21 protein-coding genes are annotated in these 20,251 nt (G+C 38.6%); 6 read left to right on the top strand and 15 right to left on the bottom strand.

Going from position 1 to position 20,251, the window contains the following annotated elements:
• Positions 1 to 58: 58 nt before the first annotated feature.
• From DNK84_RS09005 to yaaA, 11 genes are all read right to left on the bottom strand, one after another.
• Complete coding sequence (locus tag DNK84_RS09005; RefSeq protein WP_119344195.1) at positions 59 to 1,336, bottom strand: tetratricopeptide repeat protein; 1,278 nt, start codon at positions 1,334 to 1,336, stop codon at positions 59 to 61.
• A 106-nt stretch (positions 1,337 to 1,442) separates the two neighbouring features.
• Positions 1,443 to 2,120, bottom strand: coding sequence for a uracil-DNA glycosylase (gene ung, locus DNK84_RS09000; protein WP_119344194.1), 678 nt, complete (start codon positions 2,118 to 2,120; stop codon positions 1,443 to 1,445).
• A gap of 11 nt (positions 2,121 to 2,131) precedes the next feature.
• Entirely contained in the window at positions 2,132 to 2,632 is a 501-nt protein-coding gene (locus DNK84_RS08995) for an SEL1-like repeat protein (protein WP_119344193.1), read from the bottom strand.
• Positions 2,633 to 2,728: 96 nt separating this feature from the next.
• Positions 2,729 to 5,377, bottom strand: coding sequence for a PD-(D/E)XK nuclease family protein (locus DNK84_RS08990; RefSeq protein WP_119344192.1), 2,649 nt, complete (start codon positions 5,375 to 5,377; stop codon positions 2,729 to 2,731).
• Positions 5,370 to 5,804 (bottom strand): universal stress protein, encoded by a 435-nt coding sequence (locus DNK84_RS08985; protein WP_119344191.1) that lies wholly within the window; start codon positions 5,802 to 5,804, stop codon positions 5,370 to 5,372. The genes DNK84_RS08990 and DNK84_RS08985 overlap by 8 nt, the downstream gene beginning before the upstream one ends.
• Before the next feature lie 152 nt (positions 5,805 to 5,956).
• On the bottom strand, positions 5,957 to 6,925 hold the full coding sequence (locus tag DNK84_RS08980) for a hypothetical protein (RefSeq protein WP_119344190.1): 969 nt from the start codon (positions 6,923 to 6,925) through the stop codon (positions 5,957 to 5,959).
• A 41-nt stretch (positions 6,926 to 6,966) separates the two neighbouring features.
• On the bottom strand, positions 6,967 to 7,728 hold the full coding sequence (locus tag DNK84_RS08975; protein ID WP_119344189.1) for a hypothetical protein: 762 nt from the start codon (positions 7,726 to 7,728) through the stop codon (positions 6,967 to 6,969).
• Entirely contained in the window at positions 7,686 to 8,390 is a 705-nt protein-coding gene (locus tag DNK84_RS08970; RefSeq protein WP_162902339.1) for an HAD family hydrolase, read from the bottom strand. Before DNK84_RS08970 ends, DNK84_RS08975 begins: the two co-directional genes overlap by 43 nt.
• Positions 8,353 to 9,051, bottom strand: a complete 699-nt coding sequence (gene ubiG, locus DNK84_RS08965) for a bifunctional 2-polyprenyl-6-hydroxyphenol methylase/3-demethylubiquinol 3-O-methyltransferase UbiG (RefSeq protein WP_119344187.1) — start codon at positions 9,049 to 9,051, stop codon at positions 8,353 to 8,355. The genes DNK84_RS08970 and ubiG overlap by 38 nt, the downstream gene beginning before the upstream one ends.
• A 130-nt stretch (positions 9,052 to 9,181) precedes the next feature.
• Positions 9,182 to 9,652: a 23S rRNA (pseudouridine(1915)-N(3))-methyltransferase RlmH gene (gene rlmH / locus DNK84_RS08960; protein ID WP_119344186.1), complete on the bottom strand. Its 471-nt coding sequence runs from the start codon at positions 9,650 to 9,652 to the stop codon at positions 9,182 to 9,184.
• Positions 9,649 to 10,422 carry a peroxide stress protein YaaA gene (gene yaaA / locus DNK84_RS08955; protein WP_119344185.1) on the bottom strand — a complete coding sequence of 258 codons (774 nt, stop codon included), beginning with the start codon at positions 10,420 to 10,422 and terminating at the stop codon, positions 9,649 to 9,651. The genes rlmH and yaaA overlap by 4 nt, the downstream gene beginning before the upstream one ends.
• A gap of 124 nt (positions 10,423 to 10,546) precedes the next feature.
• On the opposite strand from yaaA, the gene DNK84_RS08950 reads away from it, so the two are divergent.
• The 6 genes from DNK84_RS08950 to DNK84_RS08925 all read left to right on the top strand — a co-directional run bounded on the left by DNK84_RS08950 (position 10,547) and on the right by DNK84_RS08925 (position 15,426).
• Complete coding sequence (locus tag DNK84_RS08950; protein ID WP_119344184.1) at positions 10,547 to 11,728, top strand: MFS transporter; 1,182 nt, start codon at positions 10,547 to 10,549, stop codon at positions 11,726 to 11,728.
• A gap of 467 nt (positions 11,729 to 12,195) precedes the next feature.
• Entirely contained in the window at positions 12,196 to 13,401 is a 1,206-nt protein-coding gene (locus DNK84_RS08945; RefSeq protein WP_119344183.1) for a multidrug effflux MFS transporter, read from the top strand.
• Positions 13,402 to 13,486: 85 nt separating this feature from the next.
• A complete protein-coding gene (locus tag DNK84_RS08940) occupies positions 13,487 to 13,849 on the top strand; it encodes a DUF6249 domain-containing protein (protein WP_119344182.1) in 363 nt (120 codons plus the stop codon).
• Between the two features lie 18 nt (positions 13,850 to 13,867).
• Positions 13,868 to 14,392 carry an RNA polymerase sigma factor gene (locus DNK84_RS08935; protein WP_162902338.1) on the top strand — a complete coding sequence of 175 codons (525 nt, stop codon included), beginning with the start codon at positions 13,868 to 13,870 and terminating at the stop codon, positions 14,390 to 14,392.
• Entirely contained in the window at positions 14,389 to 14,685 is a 297-nt protein-coding gene (locus tag DNK84_RS08930; RefSeq protein ID WP_119344180.1) for a DUF5056 domain-containing protein, read from the top strand. Before DNK84_RS08935 ends, DNK84_RS08930 begins: the two co-directional genes overlap by 4 nt.
• Positions 14,686 to 14,697: 12 nt before the next feature.
• Positions 14,698 to 15,426, top strand: a complete 729-nt coding sequence (locus tag DNK84_RS08925; RefSeq protein WP_119344179.1) for a GIN domain-containing protein — start codon at positions 14,698 to 14,700, stop codon at positions 15,424 to 15,426.
• A gap of 114 nt (positions 15,427 to 15,540) precedes the next feature.
• Here the strand turns inward: DNK84_RS08925 and gcvPB are convergent, their stop codons facing one another.
• From gcvPB to gcvT, 4 genes are read right to left on the bottom strand one after another with little or no spacing between them, the layout of a single operon-like run.
• On the bottom strand, positions 15,541 to 16,998 hold the full coding sequence (gene gcvPB, locus DNK84_RS08920; protein ID WP_119344178.1) for an aminomethyl-transferring glycine dehydrogenase subunit GcvPB: 1,458 nt from the start codon (positions 16,996 to 16,998) through the stop codon (positions 15,541 to 15,543).
• A 1-nt stretch (position 16,999) separates the two neighbouring features.
• On the bottom strand, positions 17,000 to 18,373 hold the full coding sequence (gcvPA, locus tag DNK84_RS08915) for an aminomethyl-transferring glycine dehydrogenase subunit GcvPA (protein ID WP_119344177.1): 1,374 nt from the start codon (positions 18,371 to 18,373) through the stop codon (positions 17,000 to 17,002).
• Positions 18,374 to 18,428: 55 nt separating this feature from the next.
• Entirely contained in the window at positions 18,429 to 18,815 is a 387-nt protein-coding gene (gcvH, locus tag DNK84_RS08910) for a glycine cleavage system protein GcvH (protein ID WP_119344176.1), read from the bottom strand.
• Positions 18,816 to 18,840: 25 nt separating this feature from the next.
• Positions 18,841 to 19,944 carry a glycine cleavage system aminomethyltransferase GcvT gene (gene gcvT, locus DNK84_RS08905; RefSeq protein ID WP_119344196.1) on the bottom strand — a complete coding sequence of 368 codons (1,104 nt, stop codon included), beginning with the start codon at positions 19,942 to 19,944 and terminating at the stop codon, positions 18,841 to 18,843.
• Positions 19,945 to 20,251 lie beyond the last annotated feature (307 nt).

The raw sequence follows: 20,251 nt of genomic DNA, 5'->3' as shown, positions 1-20,251 counted from the left end.
AAAATAAGGCCTGAGCAAAAATATCTTTCTTCAAACCTGTGGATAACTTTGAAAAGTGTCAAAGTCGGGAGCGATTTTGGTCGTTTCTGTGTTTTGGATTCCCCGTAAAATTAATACCTACTTTCGGTTTTTCGCTATCAAAATACTTTGCCAATGCCTTGATTTTTCGTGCATCAGCATATAGATAAGGTGTGCTTGACACCCATTGATCATCTTCCCAATTAATATATTGCATTAGACTGCCTGCAAGTATATGAAAATCTGTTGTCACAGAATTTACGCTTGCCGTGACTTCATCAATATATGGGTTTGTTAACAACAAAGAGTGAAGTACAGGATTACAGCAGAAAACCACCTTCTGGCATCCTCGATCTTTTAATACTTTGGTGAATCGTGAAAAATAAATACTATCGCCAAAGCCCTGCTCACCGATCACCAGTATGCTTTTGCCTTTTAAGCGGTGGCTTGGACTCCATAACACAGAAGACAATTTATAACTTTTAGCAAAATCTCTAACAGCAGGCCTGTGCTCATAATATTGGAAACCTGTTTTATAATGACCCAATAATAACTTTAAAAGTGCATAATTAAGGTAACTTGGTTTGTAATCAGGCGCTAATTCCATCGCGATTTTGTAATGGGTTTCCGCATCTTTAAAACGCCCTGCTAACTTATATAAATTCCCAAGATTATAATGGCACTCAAAAGCATTGGCATTCAACGCAAGCGCTTTTTGATAGTACTGTTCTGATAAATCATATTTTTCTTGTGATAAATATAAGCTTGCAAGGTTATTAATACATTCAAAATAATCTGGTCTTAGTTGTAATGCCTTTTTAAAATAGTGTTCTGCTTGATCCCATTGCATCCTTTGTTGATATAAATGTCCAAGGTTAAAGCAAACCACCGGATGCACCTTCAGTGATAGCGCGCTTTTATAATATTGTTGTGCCTGTGCATCTTGATGATTTTCCTTATATAAATTAGCCAAGTTATTCAAGCACTCAAAAAAATCTGGCTTGATCAGCAGTGCTTTTTTGTAATATATTTCGGCCTTGGCAATATTCCCCTTTGTCTTATATAAATTAGCAAGATGATATAAACTTCCCGGGTAGTTCGAATTTAGATGAATTGAGCGTAAGTATAAGTCTTCTGCCTTATGTAAGTCCTGTTGTTGATGTGCAATCACCGCTAAACCGTAGGGCACTAAATAATTATCAGCACAGCCCTTTTCAAGAGACATCAATATTTTACGTGCTTGTGTGAATTTTTGTTCTGATAATAAAGAAAAGGCATTTTTGATAAGCTTATCTGTGGAATGATGTTTTGTATCCATTTTTACGCAAATACAGCAAGGTAATGATTGATTTTATTATAGCTAACATCACACAGGGGAGCTTGATAAAATCATACAAAAAGCAAAGTATGGACGAAATGAGCTTTCACGCGACCGTGGCTTCTTCTAAAGACCAGTTAATCTCGCTTAACCCGTTATTTTTTAAAAATGCATTTGCTTGAGAAAAATGCTTACAGCCTAGAAAGCCGCGATGTGCAGATAGTGGTGATGGATGTGGTGCTTTTAAAATCAGATGTTTATTTTGATCGATTAATGACACTTTTTTTTGTGCATGTGCACCCCAAAGCATAAAGACGATATGTGATTTTTGCTGTGAAATTTTCTCAATCACAGTATCTGTAAATTTTTCCCAGCCAATACCGGTATGTGAGTGTGCCTTATGTGCCTGTACTGTTAACACCGTATTAAGCAAAAACACCCCTTGCCTTGCCCAGCTGGTCAAACAACCATGCGGTGGAATAGGCAAACCTAGATCCTGTTGTAATTCCTTATAAATATTGATTAATGATGGTGGAATGGCAATCCCCTTTTGTACCGAAAAAGCCAAGCCATGCGCCTGGTTTAAGTTATGGTAAGGATCCTGACCTAAAATAACGACCTTTAAACCTTCTAATGGGCAATACTTAAAGGCATTAAAAGTGTCCTCTTTTTTGGGGAAAATAACATATCCTTGCCTTCTTTGATCCTCAACCGTGCTTAATATATGTTGAAAGTAAGTTTTTGATTTTTCTTCTGCCAACAAGCTTTGCCAGTTTTGTTCCATTTTACCCTCCTTCACGCACGATCAACATTAAGCTGGCTTGCCAAGCGAAACCATTCTGCAGCCATTTGATACTGTCCTGTATTATAAGCATGCAAACCACGCATTAAAGCTCTTCGATTATAGTGATTTTGTCTGATGCCAATATAATACCAAATAGCAGCGCGCTTAAAGTCTTTTGGTACATCCTGGCCAAATTCATTCAAAAATCCCATAATTAAAGTTGCATCGATATTGCCACTTAATGCATATGGCAATATTTGAAGGTAACTTTCTTTAAATGCTTCATGTGTAAAGCTTAAATAAGCCTCTTGATATGCCACTTTCGGTGTTTTAATCTGTCGCACCTGGTTAAGCAGAGTATTTGCATCACGCCGGATAAGCGCTTGATAAGTATTCACACGAATGAAACTATCATCTTCTGCACGCATGTTTTCAAGCATGATTCCGATAAAAATAAAAATAAGCAATACGAGTACAAGCCACTGTAATGGCTTTCTTTTTTGTTTTTGCACAACTTCAACCTAAACTGACAAACGCTATTCTATGTTAACGTATTTGTCTTAAAAGCAAAAGTTTCTACCAGTGGGAATTATAATAAAAAGCTATTCTTAGGTCGAACTGGCACTATGGCGACAGATACGTGCAAACTGGCAATACTGGCAATGCTGCACTGAAGGCTTTAACTTCACATCGCCTTCAATAAAGGCATTAAGCTGTTCATTGAAGTTAGTTTGCCACGCTTTTTTTAGTGCATCATAGTGTTGTGGCAGCATTGGGTTTTTTTGTGAATAAACACGTGGGCTTGATGTACTGATCCAATTTTCGATGCTAGAGACTGCCTCAAAGGTCATATTATTACCATGAACCAGTGCAATTGCAATTGCATCAGCGCCTTCATAGGTTGCATAAAGTGGCAACTGTGGTTCTTTAACAGGAAAGTCAACAAGCTGTTTTTTGTTAAATGATTTAGCTGTCTTATAATCAATAATCACAATATGGCCTGAATCAAGTCGATCAATCCGATCAACACGAAACGATAGTTTAACACCTGATAAAGTAATACTGATCGCTTTTTCCAAGGCTTCTATATGAAAATTTTGCTGTCTTGTCTTTTCATACTCAAGCCACCTGTTGATCAAAGCCAGTAAACGTTGCCGCTCTAATGTTTGTAAAAAAACTGGCATGTGCATAAGATAAGCCGGATTTGCTTTTAGTGCTATATCAATATAATGACGAATTTTTGATTTTTGCTGGCTGGAAGACAGTGCTTTTAGATTGTGAATATCTTTTAATTCTCGCCATAGATATTCTAAGACAAAATGAATTACAACGCCTCTATCAAGTGCATTTAACGGTCTTTTATTACAGGGTTTTTCACCAATAAAAAGTCTGTGTATTAAAGCCGCACGATAAGGACATTCAGCCATGTTTTTAAACAGTTGAACACCCCCTTTAATCTGACTTTTTTCCACATCATCCACTAAGGAAAGTTTATTTTTAACCTCAACCTGGTTGACGGCTAAATCTGGCATTATCGATACCGAAGATTGTTTTTTGGCACTAAATTTCCGTATCAATGGCGATGGCATTTGTAATTGATCAGAATTTGCCATGGCAAAGCTTATGTTTATATGCGTTGCCTGGTGAAATAACCGAGCCATCACCGCTTTTGCAAAAGCAAGCTCTTTATCAGCACTACAATGTGGCATATGATATTGCTTTTGGAACGCATATGGCAAAAGTGTATGCGGTTTTGGTCTATCTGGCCAAATCGTATCATTCATTCGTAACACAAATAAATAATCAAACGCAATCTCAGCAGATTCCAATAAACCCAGAATATGAATATTGGCATTTGGGTTACTTTGTGGCTGGAAAGTTGCTTGAAGTAACAGCTGATTAAGCTCAGAAAGCCAGGTATATCCATTTTGCACTATGCCTAAACGCTCAAAAACCAGCAGCTGATTAAGCACTTGATAAAACTGTGTTACTGCCTGATATTCTAAACTGCTTAAATCAAAATCGCCTGGCCAGCCAACAACCCGTATATACTGAAGAATGCCATCAACAATTGCTTTGGCACTATAATGTTTATTTAGCGCAAGATTTGCTGCTTTAGCATCATGTACCAGTCTTTTTAATAAAGGGTCACTATGTTGAATAAATAAGCTATTATGCGCTAACTGAGCCAATGTGTACTGCCGGTAACAATCGGCTTTTAGCATCAAATCTAATTGCTGTCTTTGTAATTGATATTCCTGCCCGCCCGTAATATAACTACTTTGAAGGGCTAACATCAACTGTGAATAATCTTTTACCTGTGTAATTGACAGCCACATCATAAGCTGCGCAACCACAGGGATGGTACTCAATAAAAGCCCCCCTGATATCGTATAAGGTCGACTTGCATTATCAAGTAAGGGGGTTTGTTGGTGAATGTTGGGTAACAGTGCAAGATCAAACGCTTGCTGTAGTGATAAAAACTGTGCTTGCAAATCAGGCACAACCACCCCAATTTTGGCTTTGGGGTATTGATCAGATAATACAGCTACGTTTTGCGCAACAGCCATTATTTCATCATTATCATCTGGATACTCAACAACATCAGTCTTTATATTGATATTTGGTAGCCGCCATTGCTGAACATCTATTTCCTTAAGTTTAAGCTGTTGTATTGAATACGCTAATACAGGTGTGAAGGTATCAAAGCCTACAAAGAAAATTCGGTGGATCCCTTGATGTTGCAAAACTGGGACGAGTAATTCATGTTCAAGCAAAACCCCCTGTATTTGACTTTTATCGATTAGTTTTTGTTGCGCACAAATCGCCTGAAATCGTCTTGCCACCTCAATAAATACTGCAGTGTTTTTATTACTTAAATACTCAGCTAACGACTCTAAATTTAATTGCCATTGTTGCAATAACTGCCATGCACCGAGCACTTCTTTGGCTTTGGCCGAGTTTGCAGGCAATTGAGAATTCGTTTGTGCCAGAATCTGCTCGATTAACAAACAACATTCTTGATCTGAAATAACATGACTAAGCGTTGGTTGTAATAACAGTGCGCTTTGCCATAATTGATGCTGCCAATGCTGCAAACTTACACACCGAAAGCCAAACGCGACTGTTTGCTTTGTCGCCTTTTTATGATAACACATCCATTGTGTTTGCAAATGCTCAGCAAGTCGATTTGTGGCTGCAACAATAAGCGTGTGTTTGTCTATCTTTGATAAAAGTGAATTATATGCATCAAACATGCTTTAATACGACGACATCACAAGGCGCATTATTGACAAGTTTTGTTGCCACAGAACCCATTCTGCCTAATAAGCCATGGTGATGTCCATTGATAATAAGCTGTTCAACACTTTCATTTTCGACATACTCAATAATCCCTTCAGCAATCCCATCTGCTTCAATAAGCTCAATTTTTACATGCGGTTCATGCTCATAAGATTTGGTTAATTCCTGGAACTTTTCTTTGACCTTTTTTTTCACCATTTCATTTGGTGTCTGCTCGCTAATACCAGCAGCATAACCGTAGTCAAAAATTGTTTTATGTACTGTCACAATATAAAGTGTGGCTTGTTTTTTCTTCGTATGCTCCACAATATTAGCAAGGCGCCTTTGTAAACCCTCATCATTTACATCAACCGCATAAAGCACTTTTTTATAATTAAACATACATTATCTCCTACTAGACATCTTAAACGTTATACTAACTCATCCTAGTGTAACGGAGCCTGTGGCAAAACCAAAGATGGTTTCAAATAAAAATAGGCAGATTACAAAGAAAATTTACTTGAGGTTCAATATTAAATTAACCTCAAAAATGCTTAACTCACCGTATTGATTGTCGTACTGGTCGAGTCTGTTAATGAACAACTTAAATCACTATCGCTTTGACTACAGTTAACAACTGGAAACGAAAACTGTACATTGGTTGGGCTTGTATCACTTGAAGATGTATAAAGCTTTGCATAAACCGTACCCACATAATAAGTATCCGTCGTACTATTTACTGTCAGTGATTTAGATACATATCCACCAACCGTACTACTAATTGCTGTTGTGGGAGTGCTGATTGTGATGCTATTGCTACTTAAATCCTGTTTATCGTTGCAGGTTGCATAACTAGAATCACAGAACTGAATTTGCGTGTAAGTCGTGCTATTTCCACTTAATTTAATCGTAATATTGTTACTCGCAACACCGGCAAATGGGTTGATCGCCGTGTTGTCTGTATTTGCAATAACATAGCTGTAACTGTTTTGTGGCGTAAATGTTGCTTTAAAAGATGAAGAAGTGTTATAAGGATAATAGCCACCACCTGTACCATAGTTATTATTTAGGGTATCGCTTGATGTGCTGTTTGTACTTTGATCATCAGGTGACTTGTCACTGTCTGATTGATCCTTATTTTTATAAGGGTTATCTTTATTGTCCTGACTGGATTGTTGGCGTGTGTTTGTATTACGATTTATATCCAGTGGAACAGGAGCACCACCTGGCAAAAAAATTGGACTGTTCATCGCCTGGAGGTCCATGGGAGATAATAGTGCTTGAGCACTTTGCTTTTTAGCTAAAGGTTTTTTTTTATTTTCCTTCTCTAGCTGGCTTAAAGAAGCGCTCAATTCAGCAATCTCTTGATTAATTTGCTTTAACTGGTTTAATTGTTGCTGTGTTTTATCTTCCGTTTGCACCTTTACTGCAGAGGCTTGATCTGCATTTGCATAACCCAATATACAAAACAAAACGCTGACAAATATAACAAACACACTTTTCATTTCTTCTTCAGTAGCCAAAAAAACACCCTTACCCTATTGTATGCAAAATAATATACAACTCAACGTTTAAATGGAAAAGTTACAGCAAATAACAAACGAAAGGGTGATAAATGAATGCTTTGTCTAAAGGGATTATCCACTTTTTTAATAAACTGACGACAGGCAAGTGCCTGCATATTGCTAAAGTGTTTTAATGGGCGTGGAAGATCCTTAGATGCTAATGCCTTATTTCGATAACTTTCAGCTTTATCCAACCATGTATTTGCCATATGAGAAAACTTTGTGTTGGCCGTTTCAGGCGTAAGGCTTTTATCCAGATAAATACCTCGTGAGTAATGCTTTCCAGCCAGTAAAATATGTCTTGTAATCTCATCAAACATATGTAAATCCTCTATCACCTTAGCATGTTTACAACCCAAAATCTCCGCCTTAATGAGGGCAATACCCAAAAAATTCTGGGAGAAGTGTGCTAAAAGCTCATGTTCTCGTCCCTGAGCTAACGTTTCTATCACACGTTCTAAGTCATCGCTTAGCTTTTGAAAAGCATACGCCGTGTTAGCACTATTGGCAATTATCTGTGCCAGCGGTACCGTTGGCTTATCGTCTTTTAAGCGACCAAGTTCCTGCTGCCACCATTTCAATTTTTCCAAGGCTGGATAAGGTTCATGATAAAGCTCGCCTGCCTTAACCCACTGATACTTCAACTGATCAAGCGCATATAGTGCAATCATTTTATCTTTTGATAATCGCCGATAGGCGTAATAGTATAGGCTTCCTGTTACTGGCAGTTGTTGTGCGGCACACTCAAATAAGTAATCCACGTTTTTAGTTGCTCCAAATCATTTATTTTTATAATACCTGGGTATGCCAAAGCCTTATCATCAACATACCCATAAGTGGCTAAAACAGCCTGGCAACCGGCATATTTAGCAGCTTTCATGTCATTTAACCCATCCCCGACGAACAATGTCTTTTCCACCTTTGCATCACAGTCTTTTATCACTTGCAATAATGGTTGCGGGTGGGGCTTTTTATAGGTTAAATCATCGGCACATATTAATGCTTTCATTTGCTCATGGCAAGGAAGCTTCTGCAAAACGGCTTCTGTTAAGGTTCGTGTTTTATTGGTTACCACCGCCCAATCAATCTTATACTCCTTGAGTGTTGTTAATAAACACGCTACCCCGTCAAAGGCAAACGTTAGTGAATATGCATATGTTTGGTAATATGTAAAAGCTAATGACTTAAGCGCTTGCAACTGCGTTGCAGTGAGTTGATTATTTATCTTTTGCAGTAAAAAAGCCACACCATTGCCAACATATGAACGTAAGTCTTCATGATTAAAATCAACCTTAATGCCAGATTGTGCAAATGCATATTCAATGCAGGCAAAAACACCTTTTGATGAATCTAAAAGTGTGCCATCCAGATCAAATAGAACAAGCTCAGGCTTGTTTTTTAAAGGCAACGATATAGTTGACATCGGCATTGCCGCCCATTGAAAATTTCTGTGTTAATGGATTATAGTGGATGCCTTTAATTTTAACCGGGGTAAGGCCAAATTTGCCAGCTGCGTCAATTAACTCGGATGGTTTAATAAATTTATCATAACGATGCGTGCCTTTTGGAATCATTTTAAAGACATGCTCAGCGGCGACAATAGATAATAAATAGGATTTAATATTACGGTTTAATGTGGAAAAAAATACCCAGCTATCTTCTTTTGCCAAAGCTGCACATGCTTGGATAACACTAACAGGATCAGGCACATGCTCAAGCATTTCCATACATGTTACCACATCAAAAGAAAAAGGACTTTTCTCAGCCATATCTTCAACTGCAATGCATTGATAGTCAACCTCAAGTTCAGACTCAAGTAAATGAAGCCTTGCAACTTTAAGTGATGCCTCAGCAAGGTCAATGCCGGTAACCTTTGCATTTTTTCGGGCCATGCTTTCAGCGAGAATACCACCTCCACAGCCAACATCGAGGATATTTTTACCCGCAAGCCCATCTGCACATTCCTCAACAAACTGAACACGCAAAGGGTTCACTTGATGTAAAGTCTTAAATTCACCATCCTCGCACCACCACTGGTGTGCTAAGGCACTGAATTTACTGATTTCACTTTGATCAACGTTCATGCAAACAACCACTATTTATATACCTTGTTACATCATAACATAAAAATTATTTAAAGCGCATATCAAGTCACTCGCAATGTTTTTATCACCCTAAAAATAACAATGAAAACTTATATTCCATATAAAACAATTATTTATGATAAGGATGCCCCTTTAAAATACTCATGGCACGATACAACTGTTCGACTAGAATAATACGTACCAGTGGATGTGGAAATGTCATTTTAGAAAAGGATATACGCTCTCCTGCCTGTTTCTTCAAGGTGCTATCGATACCATCAGGCCCACCAATCAACAAGGCAACACTTTTATGATTTTGCTGCCAATAATCAAGTTTTTCTGCTAAATCTTCTGTGCTGATAAGCTTTGCGGTAATATCTAAAACAACCAGGTGATCCTGGTCTGTGAGTTTCGCTTTAACACGCTTTGCTTCCTCCTCAAGCCATACCGAGATACTGCCGGTTTTTCCTCTTTTAGCAATGGGTAACTCAATAAGTTCCAGTTGGATTTCAGAACCATTTAAACGTTTTTTGTATTCATCAAAGCCAGCATTCACCCACCCTGGCATTTTCTGCCCTAAAGCAATAATTTTAATCTTCACGGTTTTACCCGACAAAAACAGAGCTTTTTATCGCTAGAGTAATCTGGATTAAGTGAATAACCAGCATAATCAAAGGCTTTCAATGTGTCTAGATTATCGATCTTCCCATCTAGAATAAAACGCACCATAAGCCCACGTGCACGCTTGGCATAAAGCGCAATCGTTTGATATTTACCTTTGTGATACTCTTTAAAATCAATATCAATCCATTGCCCATCAATTTTTTTATGATCAATCGCTTTACTGTACTCATTTGACGCCAGATTCACGACAACCTTATTTTGATGCGTCGATAGCTGCCTGTTCAGCATCATCGTCAATTTATCACGCCAAAATTCATATAATGATTTATCATCGATAGAAAACTTTGTGCCCATCTCCAAACGATACGGCTGCATTAAATCCAAAGGTCGCAACAAGCCATATAAACCTGAGATCATCAATAAGTGCTGCTGGGCATATTCTGCCTGATCGTGCGAAAGTGTGTTGGCTTCTATCCCCTTATAAACATCCCCTGTAAAGGCAAAAAGTGCCTGCTTTGCATTCTCCAGTGTATATTGCTTGGGATTAAAATTAATATATTTATCAAAGACTTCGCTGGCAAGCTTAGAGGAAATACGCATTAATGATTCAAACTCTGCTGGCTCATAGTGCTTGAGCTTTGTGACCAACTTTACGATGTCATCTTGAAATAACGGATAAGTAAAATGCTCAAGAGGCGCCTTTACCTTGAAATCCTGACTTTTAGCCGGTGAGATTAAGCTCAACATCAAATTATCTCTTACTTATTTTGCATAAAACACAGTATAACAAAACTTATTGCTACAGGCTTGTCTTGTATCATGCAAATATCAGTATTACCATAGCCGTAATACTTTATAAAACCAATGCTTTATGAAAACCACGCACTATGTCTATTTTTTTGCCTTACTGTTTGTTGGCATCTATGTTAGTGCCTATGACATGTATGTCTCGGCCTTGCCGTTACTACGCCATGACTTTCATGTTGATGTTGCTCAAAGCCAATTAACTTTAACGATTTTTGTGATTGCCGGGGCCTTTTTTTCCATTCCAGCTGGCATTATAGACGACAAACTTGGGCATAAAAACACTATTTCTGTTTTCACCGCACTTATCATTATCGGAACACTTCTATGCCAATTTGCACCCAGCATTTACTTTTTTTATGCAGGGCGTATTCTTCAGGGAATGGCTGCCTCAGGGTTTTACATCCTTGCTGTAAGCATTCCTAAAGACCTGCTGTCTGGCACTGAATTTGTCAAGGCCTGGCAATCATTAACCTTAATGTTTTATATCGCCCCATCAGTTGCCGGATTTGTCGGTGGATATATCGTTTATTATGGCGGATGGCAATGGGTATTTAATATTGTTATCCTGCTAAGCCTTATCACCCTTGTCTGCGTATTGCTGCTTTTTCATCAAGATGCTTCACATACAAACAATCACAAAAAGCAACCCAGCTTTAAAAGACTATGGCATGTGATTAGCAACACCAAATTTTTAAGTTACTGTTATATCACAGCTGCCGCCTGGGGCGGGATGTCAGTGTTTTACATCTGCACACCCTATGTCGTGATCAATACATTAGGCTATAGCACCATCGTATATGGCTGGCTGTCGTTTTTACTGGTAATCTCAGGCGCTGTTGGCCGTTGGATTAATATGCGCTGGATAAGCCATCGATTAAGCTATGAAAATAACGCGCTTATCTTTGCCTGGATTGCAATTTTAAGCGGTATTCTATTCCTTTTCACCGGCTTAAATCACTCCTTTTTAAGCATTTATCTGATGAGTTTCGCCAGTATTATATTTGGCTTTTCTTCGGCTATTGTCAGTGTAAATGCATCGACAATAGCACTGATTATATTTGATAAAACCTATACCGCTGCCGTATCTGCCATTTACAGTCTTATGGTGGATTTTATCGTTGCCGCTTCTTTAGTTGCGGCAAATTTAATTTTTGCCAATTTATTTACCTTAAGTGGCATTGTCCTGTTTTTCTATATTACAACGGTTATCTTAATCACAAAATATAAGCAACCGGCCCGTGTGTGATTTAAAAAGGCTACGGCTTAATATTCTTGCTAAAAGCATGTGCATTAACAATCAAGGTACAATAACAAAAAACTAATGATGGATAAATGTTCACAAGCCACTTGCTCACTTATCAAAGTTATGATAAATTGCCGATGAAATTTAATATTTACACTGGAGAATAGACAAATGGTAATGCGGCAACACAGCTTAACAATCAGCATGGATAAAAGGGCTGCTTGAAGATTATCGCTTTATACTAATTCTGCCTCCCTTTTTTCCCTGGTTTTATCACCATCTACTGTATTTGTTTTGGCTTTTTAAAAGCGATAACAATATGAAATAAAACCATTAGCGTTTTTAAATAATTGTGCCATCGAATGTTGTGACCACACTTTTGATGGGCTTGTTTTTCTAGTACGATGCTCACAAAATGACATCGGCTTTAAATCAGTTTAAGCGCTAGAAATAAAATATGGAAAAAAGTAATGTCTTTACAACAAGAAAACCAATTGCCAATTAAAACCTTGACGGCGATTGTTATCACATTAGTTATTATTATGGTTGGTACAACTGACTTGCATATCCCATCTCTGCCTGCCATTACCAAGGCACTTCATACCAGTGTCAGCTCAGTCCAGCTTACCGTAACCTTTTATCTAATCGGTTATGGCATCTCGCCGGTTATTTACGGACCATTATCTGATAAATTGGGTCGTAAGGTAATCCTTTGCACTGGGCTTTTTATTGCAATTATCGGCAGTCTTTTTTGTCTTAGCGCAGGCAATATTGAAATGTTATTGACAGGACGTGCCATACAAGGGCTTGGCATGGGAGCCGGAAGTGCCATGATGCGCGCTATCTTTCGTGATGCTTTTACTGGAACAGCCTTAGCACGCGCAGGCGCGCAGCTTGGCATGGCAACGTCCTTATCCTTAGGGCTTGCCCCCACATTAGTTGGGTTTATTCAAGACTATCTTGATTGGCGGGTCAATTTTGTCATTATCTTTATCAGCATGATTGTGTTTTTCATCGTTGTATTGCTGAAATTACCCGAGACCAATCAACAAAGAGATAAAGCTTCATTACATCCTGTTTACTGGATAAAGTGTTATCTGACACTGATTTGCGCAGGACAGTTTGTCATACCCGTTTTATTAAGCGGGCTTGCCTTTTCAGGTCTTATCGTATATATCACAATAGCACCTTTTTTGTTTCAACAGACCATGCATCTAAGTCCTAATGCATTTGGTTTATTGGCACTTGTAATCGCAGCAGCGCAGTTTATTGGGTTTACCAGCAGTTCAAAACTGCTTAAAAAATTCAGTGTTGATAAAACAATGTTTATTGGCTTGTTGCTTATGTTGCTTGCCGGGATATTGCTTACGCTGATAAGCCTTGTGAAGTCAGCTGGGATTCTTGACATCATGCTGATGATTGCTTTGTATGTTATTGGTGCAAGCTTTATTTTCCCGACAAGCTTTTCAAAGGCATTTACACCTTTTGGTCATATTATTGGTTTTGCCGCTGCTTTATATGGGCTTATACAGACATTAACTGCAGGACTGACAAGCTTCATTCTAGCTTTTTTACCAAGCTTTAGCGCGCTGACAATGGGCTTAGCATTGACGATTTTGCCAATCTTGAGCTTATTAGGATTTTGTCTGATGCAAAACACAATAAAAACCGAATAACAGAAAAATTTAAAAAAATTTGCATCCATTCTATTCTTTGCTGCATCTTAAGTAGTATCAAGTTAAAACATACTGGTGAAAATAAATGGAATACTTAGGACTACTTGTGCCGTTGGCACCTTTTATTATGGTTATTACAATCGTATTTATTGTTTTTTATCTGCGTTTTCGCAGCAAACGCGAATACCAGAAAACCATACGCAAAATGATTGATACCGGCCAAGGCATTCCTGTTGAGTTTATTCAGCAACACACTATCCCAAACACGCCCTTTTCACACCTGCAACGTGGCATAAAACTTATTTGTATCGGCATTGCATTTGTAGCGATTTTATGGCTTCTTTTTGGATTTTCCGAGTTTTACTGGAGCTGGGGGCTATTAGGGATTTTTATTGGTATAAGTGAAGTAATTGTAGGAAGGTTGATGCAAAAAGAAACTAATCAATAAACATGGAACGTTATCAACGTGGAACATTTAGAAACCGATTTAATTTACCGTATCATCCATGACGACGATCGCCATGCATTTGCAACATTAATAAGACGCTACCAATCGAAAATCAGAAACTTCTTACGACGTTTGACACAACATGACTATGCGCTGGCAGATGACTTGGCACAAGAGTGCTTTATTACCGCCTATTACAAAATAAAACAACTTGATTTAGCTAACTCATTTGCCGCATGGCTGTTTCAAATTGCTTATCGTACTTTTTTGCAACACAAGCGACAAAAACCTCAATGGGAGGCGCTGGATGAAAAAACGCAAACAGATGAAATCCACAGTGATGTACTCTCAAACAGCAAATTGGAAAAGGCGCTTAAACAGCTACCATTTGAGCAGAGGCTTGTTGTTAATCTCTACTATTTTAGTGAGTTCACCCAGCTGGAGATTACTAAAATTACACAGCTGCCAATGGGCACCGTAAAATCACATTTAAAACGTGCTGCAGAGAAATTAAAAACAATACTTGGAGGTATAAACCCATGAATGATCAAGACTTAAAAAAACTCTTTGATCAATGCGAAAACACCATTGAAGATAATGGCTTTAGTGAAAAAATTTTACAACAACTTCCTAAAAAACCACACTATCCACGTTGGGCTATGTGGCTTAATATATGCATTTCGATCATTATCACAAGCTTTGCCTTGATGGCCAGTGCTAAGCATTTCTATTCAATTGCAATAAGCAAGCTGACTATGCATACAAGCTTACTATTGGTTGGCATCACATTAGGATGCTTATTTATTTATGATGTAATTTTTAACAATGATCATTAACAGGAGATAAATATGAAAAAATCGATCATGGTTGCCGGTGTTTTACTGATAAGCACACAAAGGATAAATGCAATGACAAAATCTGTTTCTGACTATCATTGTCTCAAACTTGATGGTCACTTTAACCTTGCTTGGACACAAGGAAAGGCGCAGGTACAAACAAATCAACAAGATTTTAAGGAACTCACACTTACCCAGAATAAAAACTGCCTGGTAATTCAACAAAACCATAAAAGCTTTTGGGAGAAAAACAAATCCATTACAATTAATTTAAGCTCAAGCACCTTAGATAAAATTAGCTTTGATGGTAATATTCACTATCGGTTTGCACCTATTTGGGCAAAACAGTTTTCTTTTGACAACCAAGGCAAAGCAAGTGGTTTATTTTCTGCAATTACGACTGATACAGCCACCTTACAGTCTAAGGGTAACGATGATCTAATGATTTCTGGTTTATACGCCAATATCGCGAATATTAGCCTCTTAGGCAAATCAACAGCATTTATCAGCGGCCAGGTACAAAATATTTCGCTAAATAATAAAGGAAAATCACAGCTAAACTTTACTGAATTAAGCAGTGGAAATTTTGATCTGACAAACATGGGTAAATTAACGCTTTCATCTGATGTCAATAGCACATTTAATATCACCAATATGGGAGCTGCACAGATTCAGTACGCAGGCTTTGCAAAACTAAATAAAAGCAATCTCGGCGCATTGAAAGTAAAGCATATTGGTTAAAAAAACGAACTGCGCGAGAACCTTATTTCGTCACATTCTCTTTCTTACTATTGCCCCTCTTTATAAGAGGAGCTAAACCGCAAATATTACAAACACAAAAACGCGCAATCCCAACTACTTACAACACTGCCCAAACACAACATCTAATTCACGTACGGCCTTAACATCATCCACACGCTTAACCGGTTGTGTTAGTGGTGCCTGTTTCATTTTCTGCGGGTCTTTCTCAGCAAGTTTTCTAATCTCAACCATAGCATCAACAAAAGCATCCATCTGTGCTTTTGTTTCTGTTTCTGTTGGCTCAATCAATAAACATTCTGGAACCAGCAATGGAAAATACATGGTTGGTGCATGCATATCATGATCTAGCAACTGCTTGGCAAAATCATTCGCATCCACACCATACGCTTTTTTCTCTGGGGCTAATGAGACGATAAATTCATGTGAAGCACGGCGATCTGGCAGTGCGATTTTAAAACCTGCCTTTTTAAGGCGTGCCATCATATAATTGGCATTTAATGTTGCCATCTCAGATGCTTTGGTTAATCCATTTCCACCCAACATTTTCAAATAAACATAGGCACGGATTAAAACTCCAATATTACCAGAAAATGCATGCAAATAGCCAATGCTCTGTGGAAAGTCCTTTTTATGTTTAATGCGATAAATTTCATTTTCTTTGACAATCGCTGGCATTGGCAAAAAAGGCTTTAAACGCTGGCTTACTGCAATTGGACCACCACCTGGACCACCACCGCCATGCGGTGTGGCAAAGGTTTTATGCACATTCATATGAATCACATCAAAACCCATTTTCCCAGGCTTGGCTTTACCCATAATCGCATTTAAGTTCGCGCCATCATAATACAGTAAGCCACCGGCTTCATGTACAAGCCGCGCAACCTCCTCAATCTTGCGCTCAAACACACCCATTGTTGATGGGTTTGTCAGCATAATACCTGCTGTATTTGGACCTAATACTTTTTTAAGTGCATCGATATCAATATCACCTGTTTCAAGTGAAGTTGGAATCTCAATAACCTTACATCCTGCCATAATCGCGGTGGCAGGATTTGTCCCATGCGCGGCATCTGGCACGATAATTTCATCTCTATGCGCCTGACCATTGGCAATATGATAGTCTCTTATCATCTTAACCCCGGCAAATTCACCTTGTGCACCAGCACAAGGCACAAGAGATACCGCATGCATTCCGGTAAGCTCTGATAAGATCCCTTGCAGCTCATAAAGCATCTCTAAAAGACCTTGTTGTGTTTTTTCATCCTGATAAGGATGTATATTTAACACCGAAGGGTTCAATGCACATTTCAAAGCAATGCGAGGATTATATTTCATCGTACACGAGCCAAGCGGATAAAACTGTGTATCGATTGAGAAATTCTTCTGAGAAAGCTTTGTATAATGCCTGATAACTTCCAATTCGCCCACTTCGGGTAAGCCTGGTTTTTGTTTACGTAGTTTGCCCTCATCAAAGCACATAAGCTCTGTTGTTGCCCATTTTTGTGAATTGGCACGTCGATTTTCAACAGATTTTTCAAATATTACACTCATTTCATACTCCCACAGCAAGCTTTGATAATGCTTTCTTTAGTACATCGATATAAAGATCGAGATCTGCCTCATGGTGAATTTCAGTTGTACAAACCAATAAGCTATTTGCCTGAGCAGCATCAAAATTTGCCATATCATAACCTAATTGAACTTGTTGCTCTGTACCAAGTGCTAATACTTCTTTAGCGCTTACTGGCAGATCAATGATGATTTCATACATAAAATTCTGGTTAAAACGGACTTTCACCCCATCAATCTGGTCAGCTTTTCTGGCTAATAATGCCGCATTTTGATGTGATTGTAATGCTACTTCTTTAAGACCTTGCGGCCCCATCAGCGACATATAAACGGTAGCGGCAGTAACAAGCAGCCCCTGATTGGAGCAAATATTCGATGTTGCTTTTGCCCGGCGGATATGTTGCTCTCTGGCTTGCAAAGTTAAACAAAATGCCTCTTTGCCATCTTGATCAACCGTACGTCCAATAATCCTGCCTGGCATTTGCCTTGCCAGTGCTTCTTTGGCGGTAATAAAACCAAAATAAGGACCACCTGCACTTAAAGGCAAACCTAAAGGCTGCCCATCGCCACAAGCGATGTCGGCACCCTTTTGGCCCCAGTTTCCAGGGGCCTCAAGCAACCCAAGTACAATTGGATTCACAACTGCAATCACCATGGCATTATTGGCATGCGCCCAATCCGTCAATTCATCATAGTCTGTTATTTGACCATAAAAATTAACCTGTGGAACGATAACCGCCGCATAGTTATCTGGATTATTTGCCAAATTATTAACATCGGTTTTGCCATTTTTCGGATCAACGGTAATTACCTCGACCTCAACACCTTGCGCACTTGCAATCGTCTTAATCACATCAATATATTGTGGAAATATCACATCAGCGATCAATACTTTTTTATGTTTAAGCTTACGTTGATGACGAGTTGCCATTAAAACACTTTCAGCCAACGCCGTGGCTCCATCATACATTGATGCATTTGAAATTTGCAATTCTGTTAATGAGGCCATCATGCTTTGATATTCATATACAACCTGCAGTGTTCCTTGTGATGCTTCTGCCTGATATGGTGTATATGAAGTATAAAACTCACCTCGCGTCATAATGTCTACAACGGCTGATGGCGTGTAATGTTGATAGGCACCAGCGCCAATAAAGCTCGTCTGTTGAATGTTTTTATCACACTTATCACGGAAAAATCGATCCATCTGACATTCATTCATGCCATCAGGTAGATTAATATTGCTTTGTGCGCGAATGCTTTGCGGAATTTCATCAAAAAGAACTTCAATGTTCTCCACACCAATTTCATCAAGCATTTGCTGCACATCATTTTTTGTATTTGGAATAAAAGGCATTGCGCTCCCCTAAAAATAAAATATAAATTACATCTGATCTGACAGGGCAACCAGGTTATGCTTCATCAACCTCTTTTGCATATTCATCAGCAGCTAACAGATCATCAAACTCACTGACATCATCCATCTGTACTTTAAACAGCCAGCCATCATCATAGCAGGATTCATTGACAAGGTTTGGTGTATCGATAAGCGCATCATTGACCTCAACAATCGTACCAGACACAGGCGTGTAAACATCTGATGCTGATTTTACAGACTCAATCACACAGACATCATCACCTGCTTTGACCTCATCACCTACTTCAGGAAGCTCGACAAAAACAAGCTCTCCAGTTTGTGACTGCGCGTAATCATCGATACCACAAACAGCAATATCCTCTTCAAGCCGCGCCCATTCATGCGTCTTTGTATAACGACATTCTTCTCTGATTTCCGCCATGATTATTCTCCTATATGTTGATATATCAATGTATTACCGTATCTTCTAATTCTTTATAAACTTTTTTCCCTTTGCGCACAAATGGCATTTTAACTATTTTTGCCGGAATTACCTTATTACGAATCCTGACAGCAATCTCTTTTGCCGCTTTTGGTATTCTTGCCATGGCAATGCTTTGCCCTAATGTCGGTGAGAAATTTCCACTCGTAATAACGCCTTTTTGACACCCACCATCGACTTCGACCACTTGTCCGGCACGCAAAATACCACGATCACACAACACAAGGCCAACAAACTGCTCATTGATCGTCTCTTTTTTGGCCAACAATACACTTTTCCCAATAAAGTCTCGATCATCAGTAATTGACACTGTCCACATAAGTCCTGATTCTATTGGTGTTGTATGCTCGTCCATATCCTGACCATATAAATTCATACCTGCTTCAAGACGCAATGTATCTCTTGCGGCCAAACCACAAGGCAACACACCTTCGCTTTGTAAATGCTGCCAAAAAACAGAAGCTTTTTCTGCCGGCAGTGAAATTTCATAACCATCTTCACCGGTGTAACCGGTTCTGGCGATCATCCATTCACCTGATTGCACCATTGCAAAAGGTGCTAAGTTTTTAACGGCATCATCAGCCTTTTCCGCCAGTACTTTATCAGCCTTTTGTCTTGCGTTGGGACCTTGTATTGCGATAATTGCTAAATCATCACGCACAATTATCTCAACATCAAAGGCTTTTGCATGCTGTTTAATCCATTTTGTATCAGAGTCACGATTTGCGGCATTAATAACAAGACGGATAAATTCATCATTAAAATAATATGCGATCAAATCATCTACGATACCGCTATTTTCATTTAACATACATGAATAAAAGGCTTTTTCTTTGGCAACTCTAGCAATATCATTGGCAAGCAAATAACGAATAAAACGCTTGGCATCGCCACCTTTAATATCTAGTGTTAACATATGACTGACATCAAACATACCAGCATCTTTTCTGACCTGGTGATGTTCTTCCATCACGGAAGTATATTGAATTGGCATATCCCAGCCTGCAAAGTCCACCATTTTTGCACCCGCCTTTTGGTGCATCTCATAAAGTGCGGTTTTATAACCCATTGTAATCCCTAAATACGCTTGTTTGGCGGTGGAGTTATTATAACGAAAACCCTTAGGTTGTGGAATCTGAAACTGCCATAATTTTTTGTGCAAATTTATACCCATCGTAAATCATTTTACCGTATTTTTTGCTTTGTCACTAAAACCCGCAAAATCACTCATAAGTGGTATAGTTTTATAGGAAGGCTAAATCAATTAAAAGCCAAAAGCGGCATTAACGTGTGATTAAGAATTTTAGCAGCAAGCTGTCTGAAGATGTTTTTAATGGCATATCTAGCAGATACTCTAGAAAAATCTACATCCGCTT

This window comes from Facilibium subflavum (assembly GCF_003574485.1).
GTDB lineage: Bacteria > Pseudomonadota > Gammaproteobacteria > Francisellales > Francisellaceae > Facilibium > Facilibium subflavum.
This window is presented reverse-complemented; position numbering and strand designations above follow the sequence as displayed.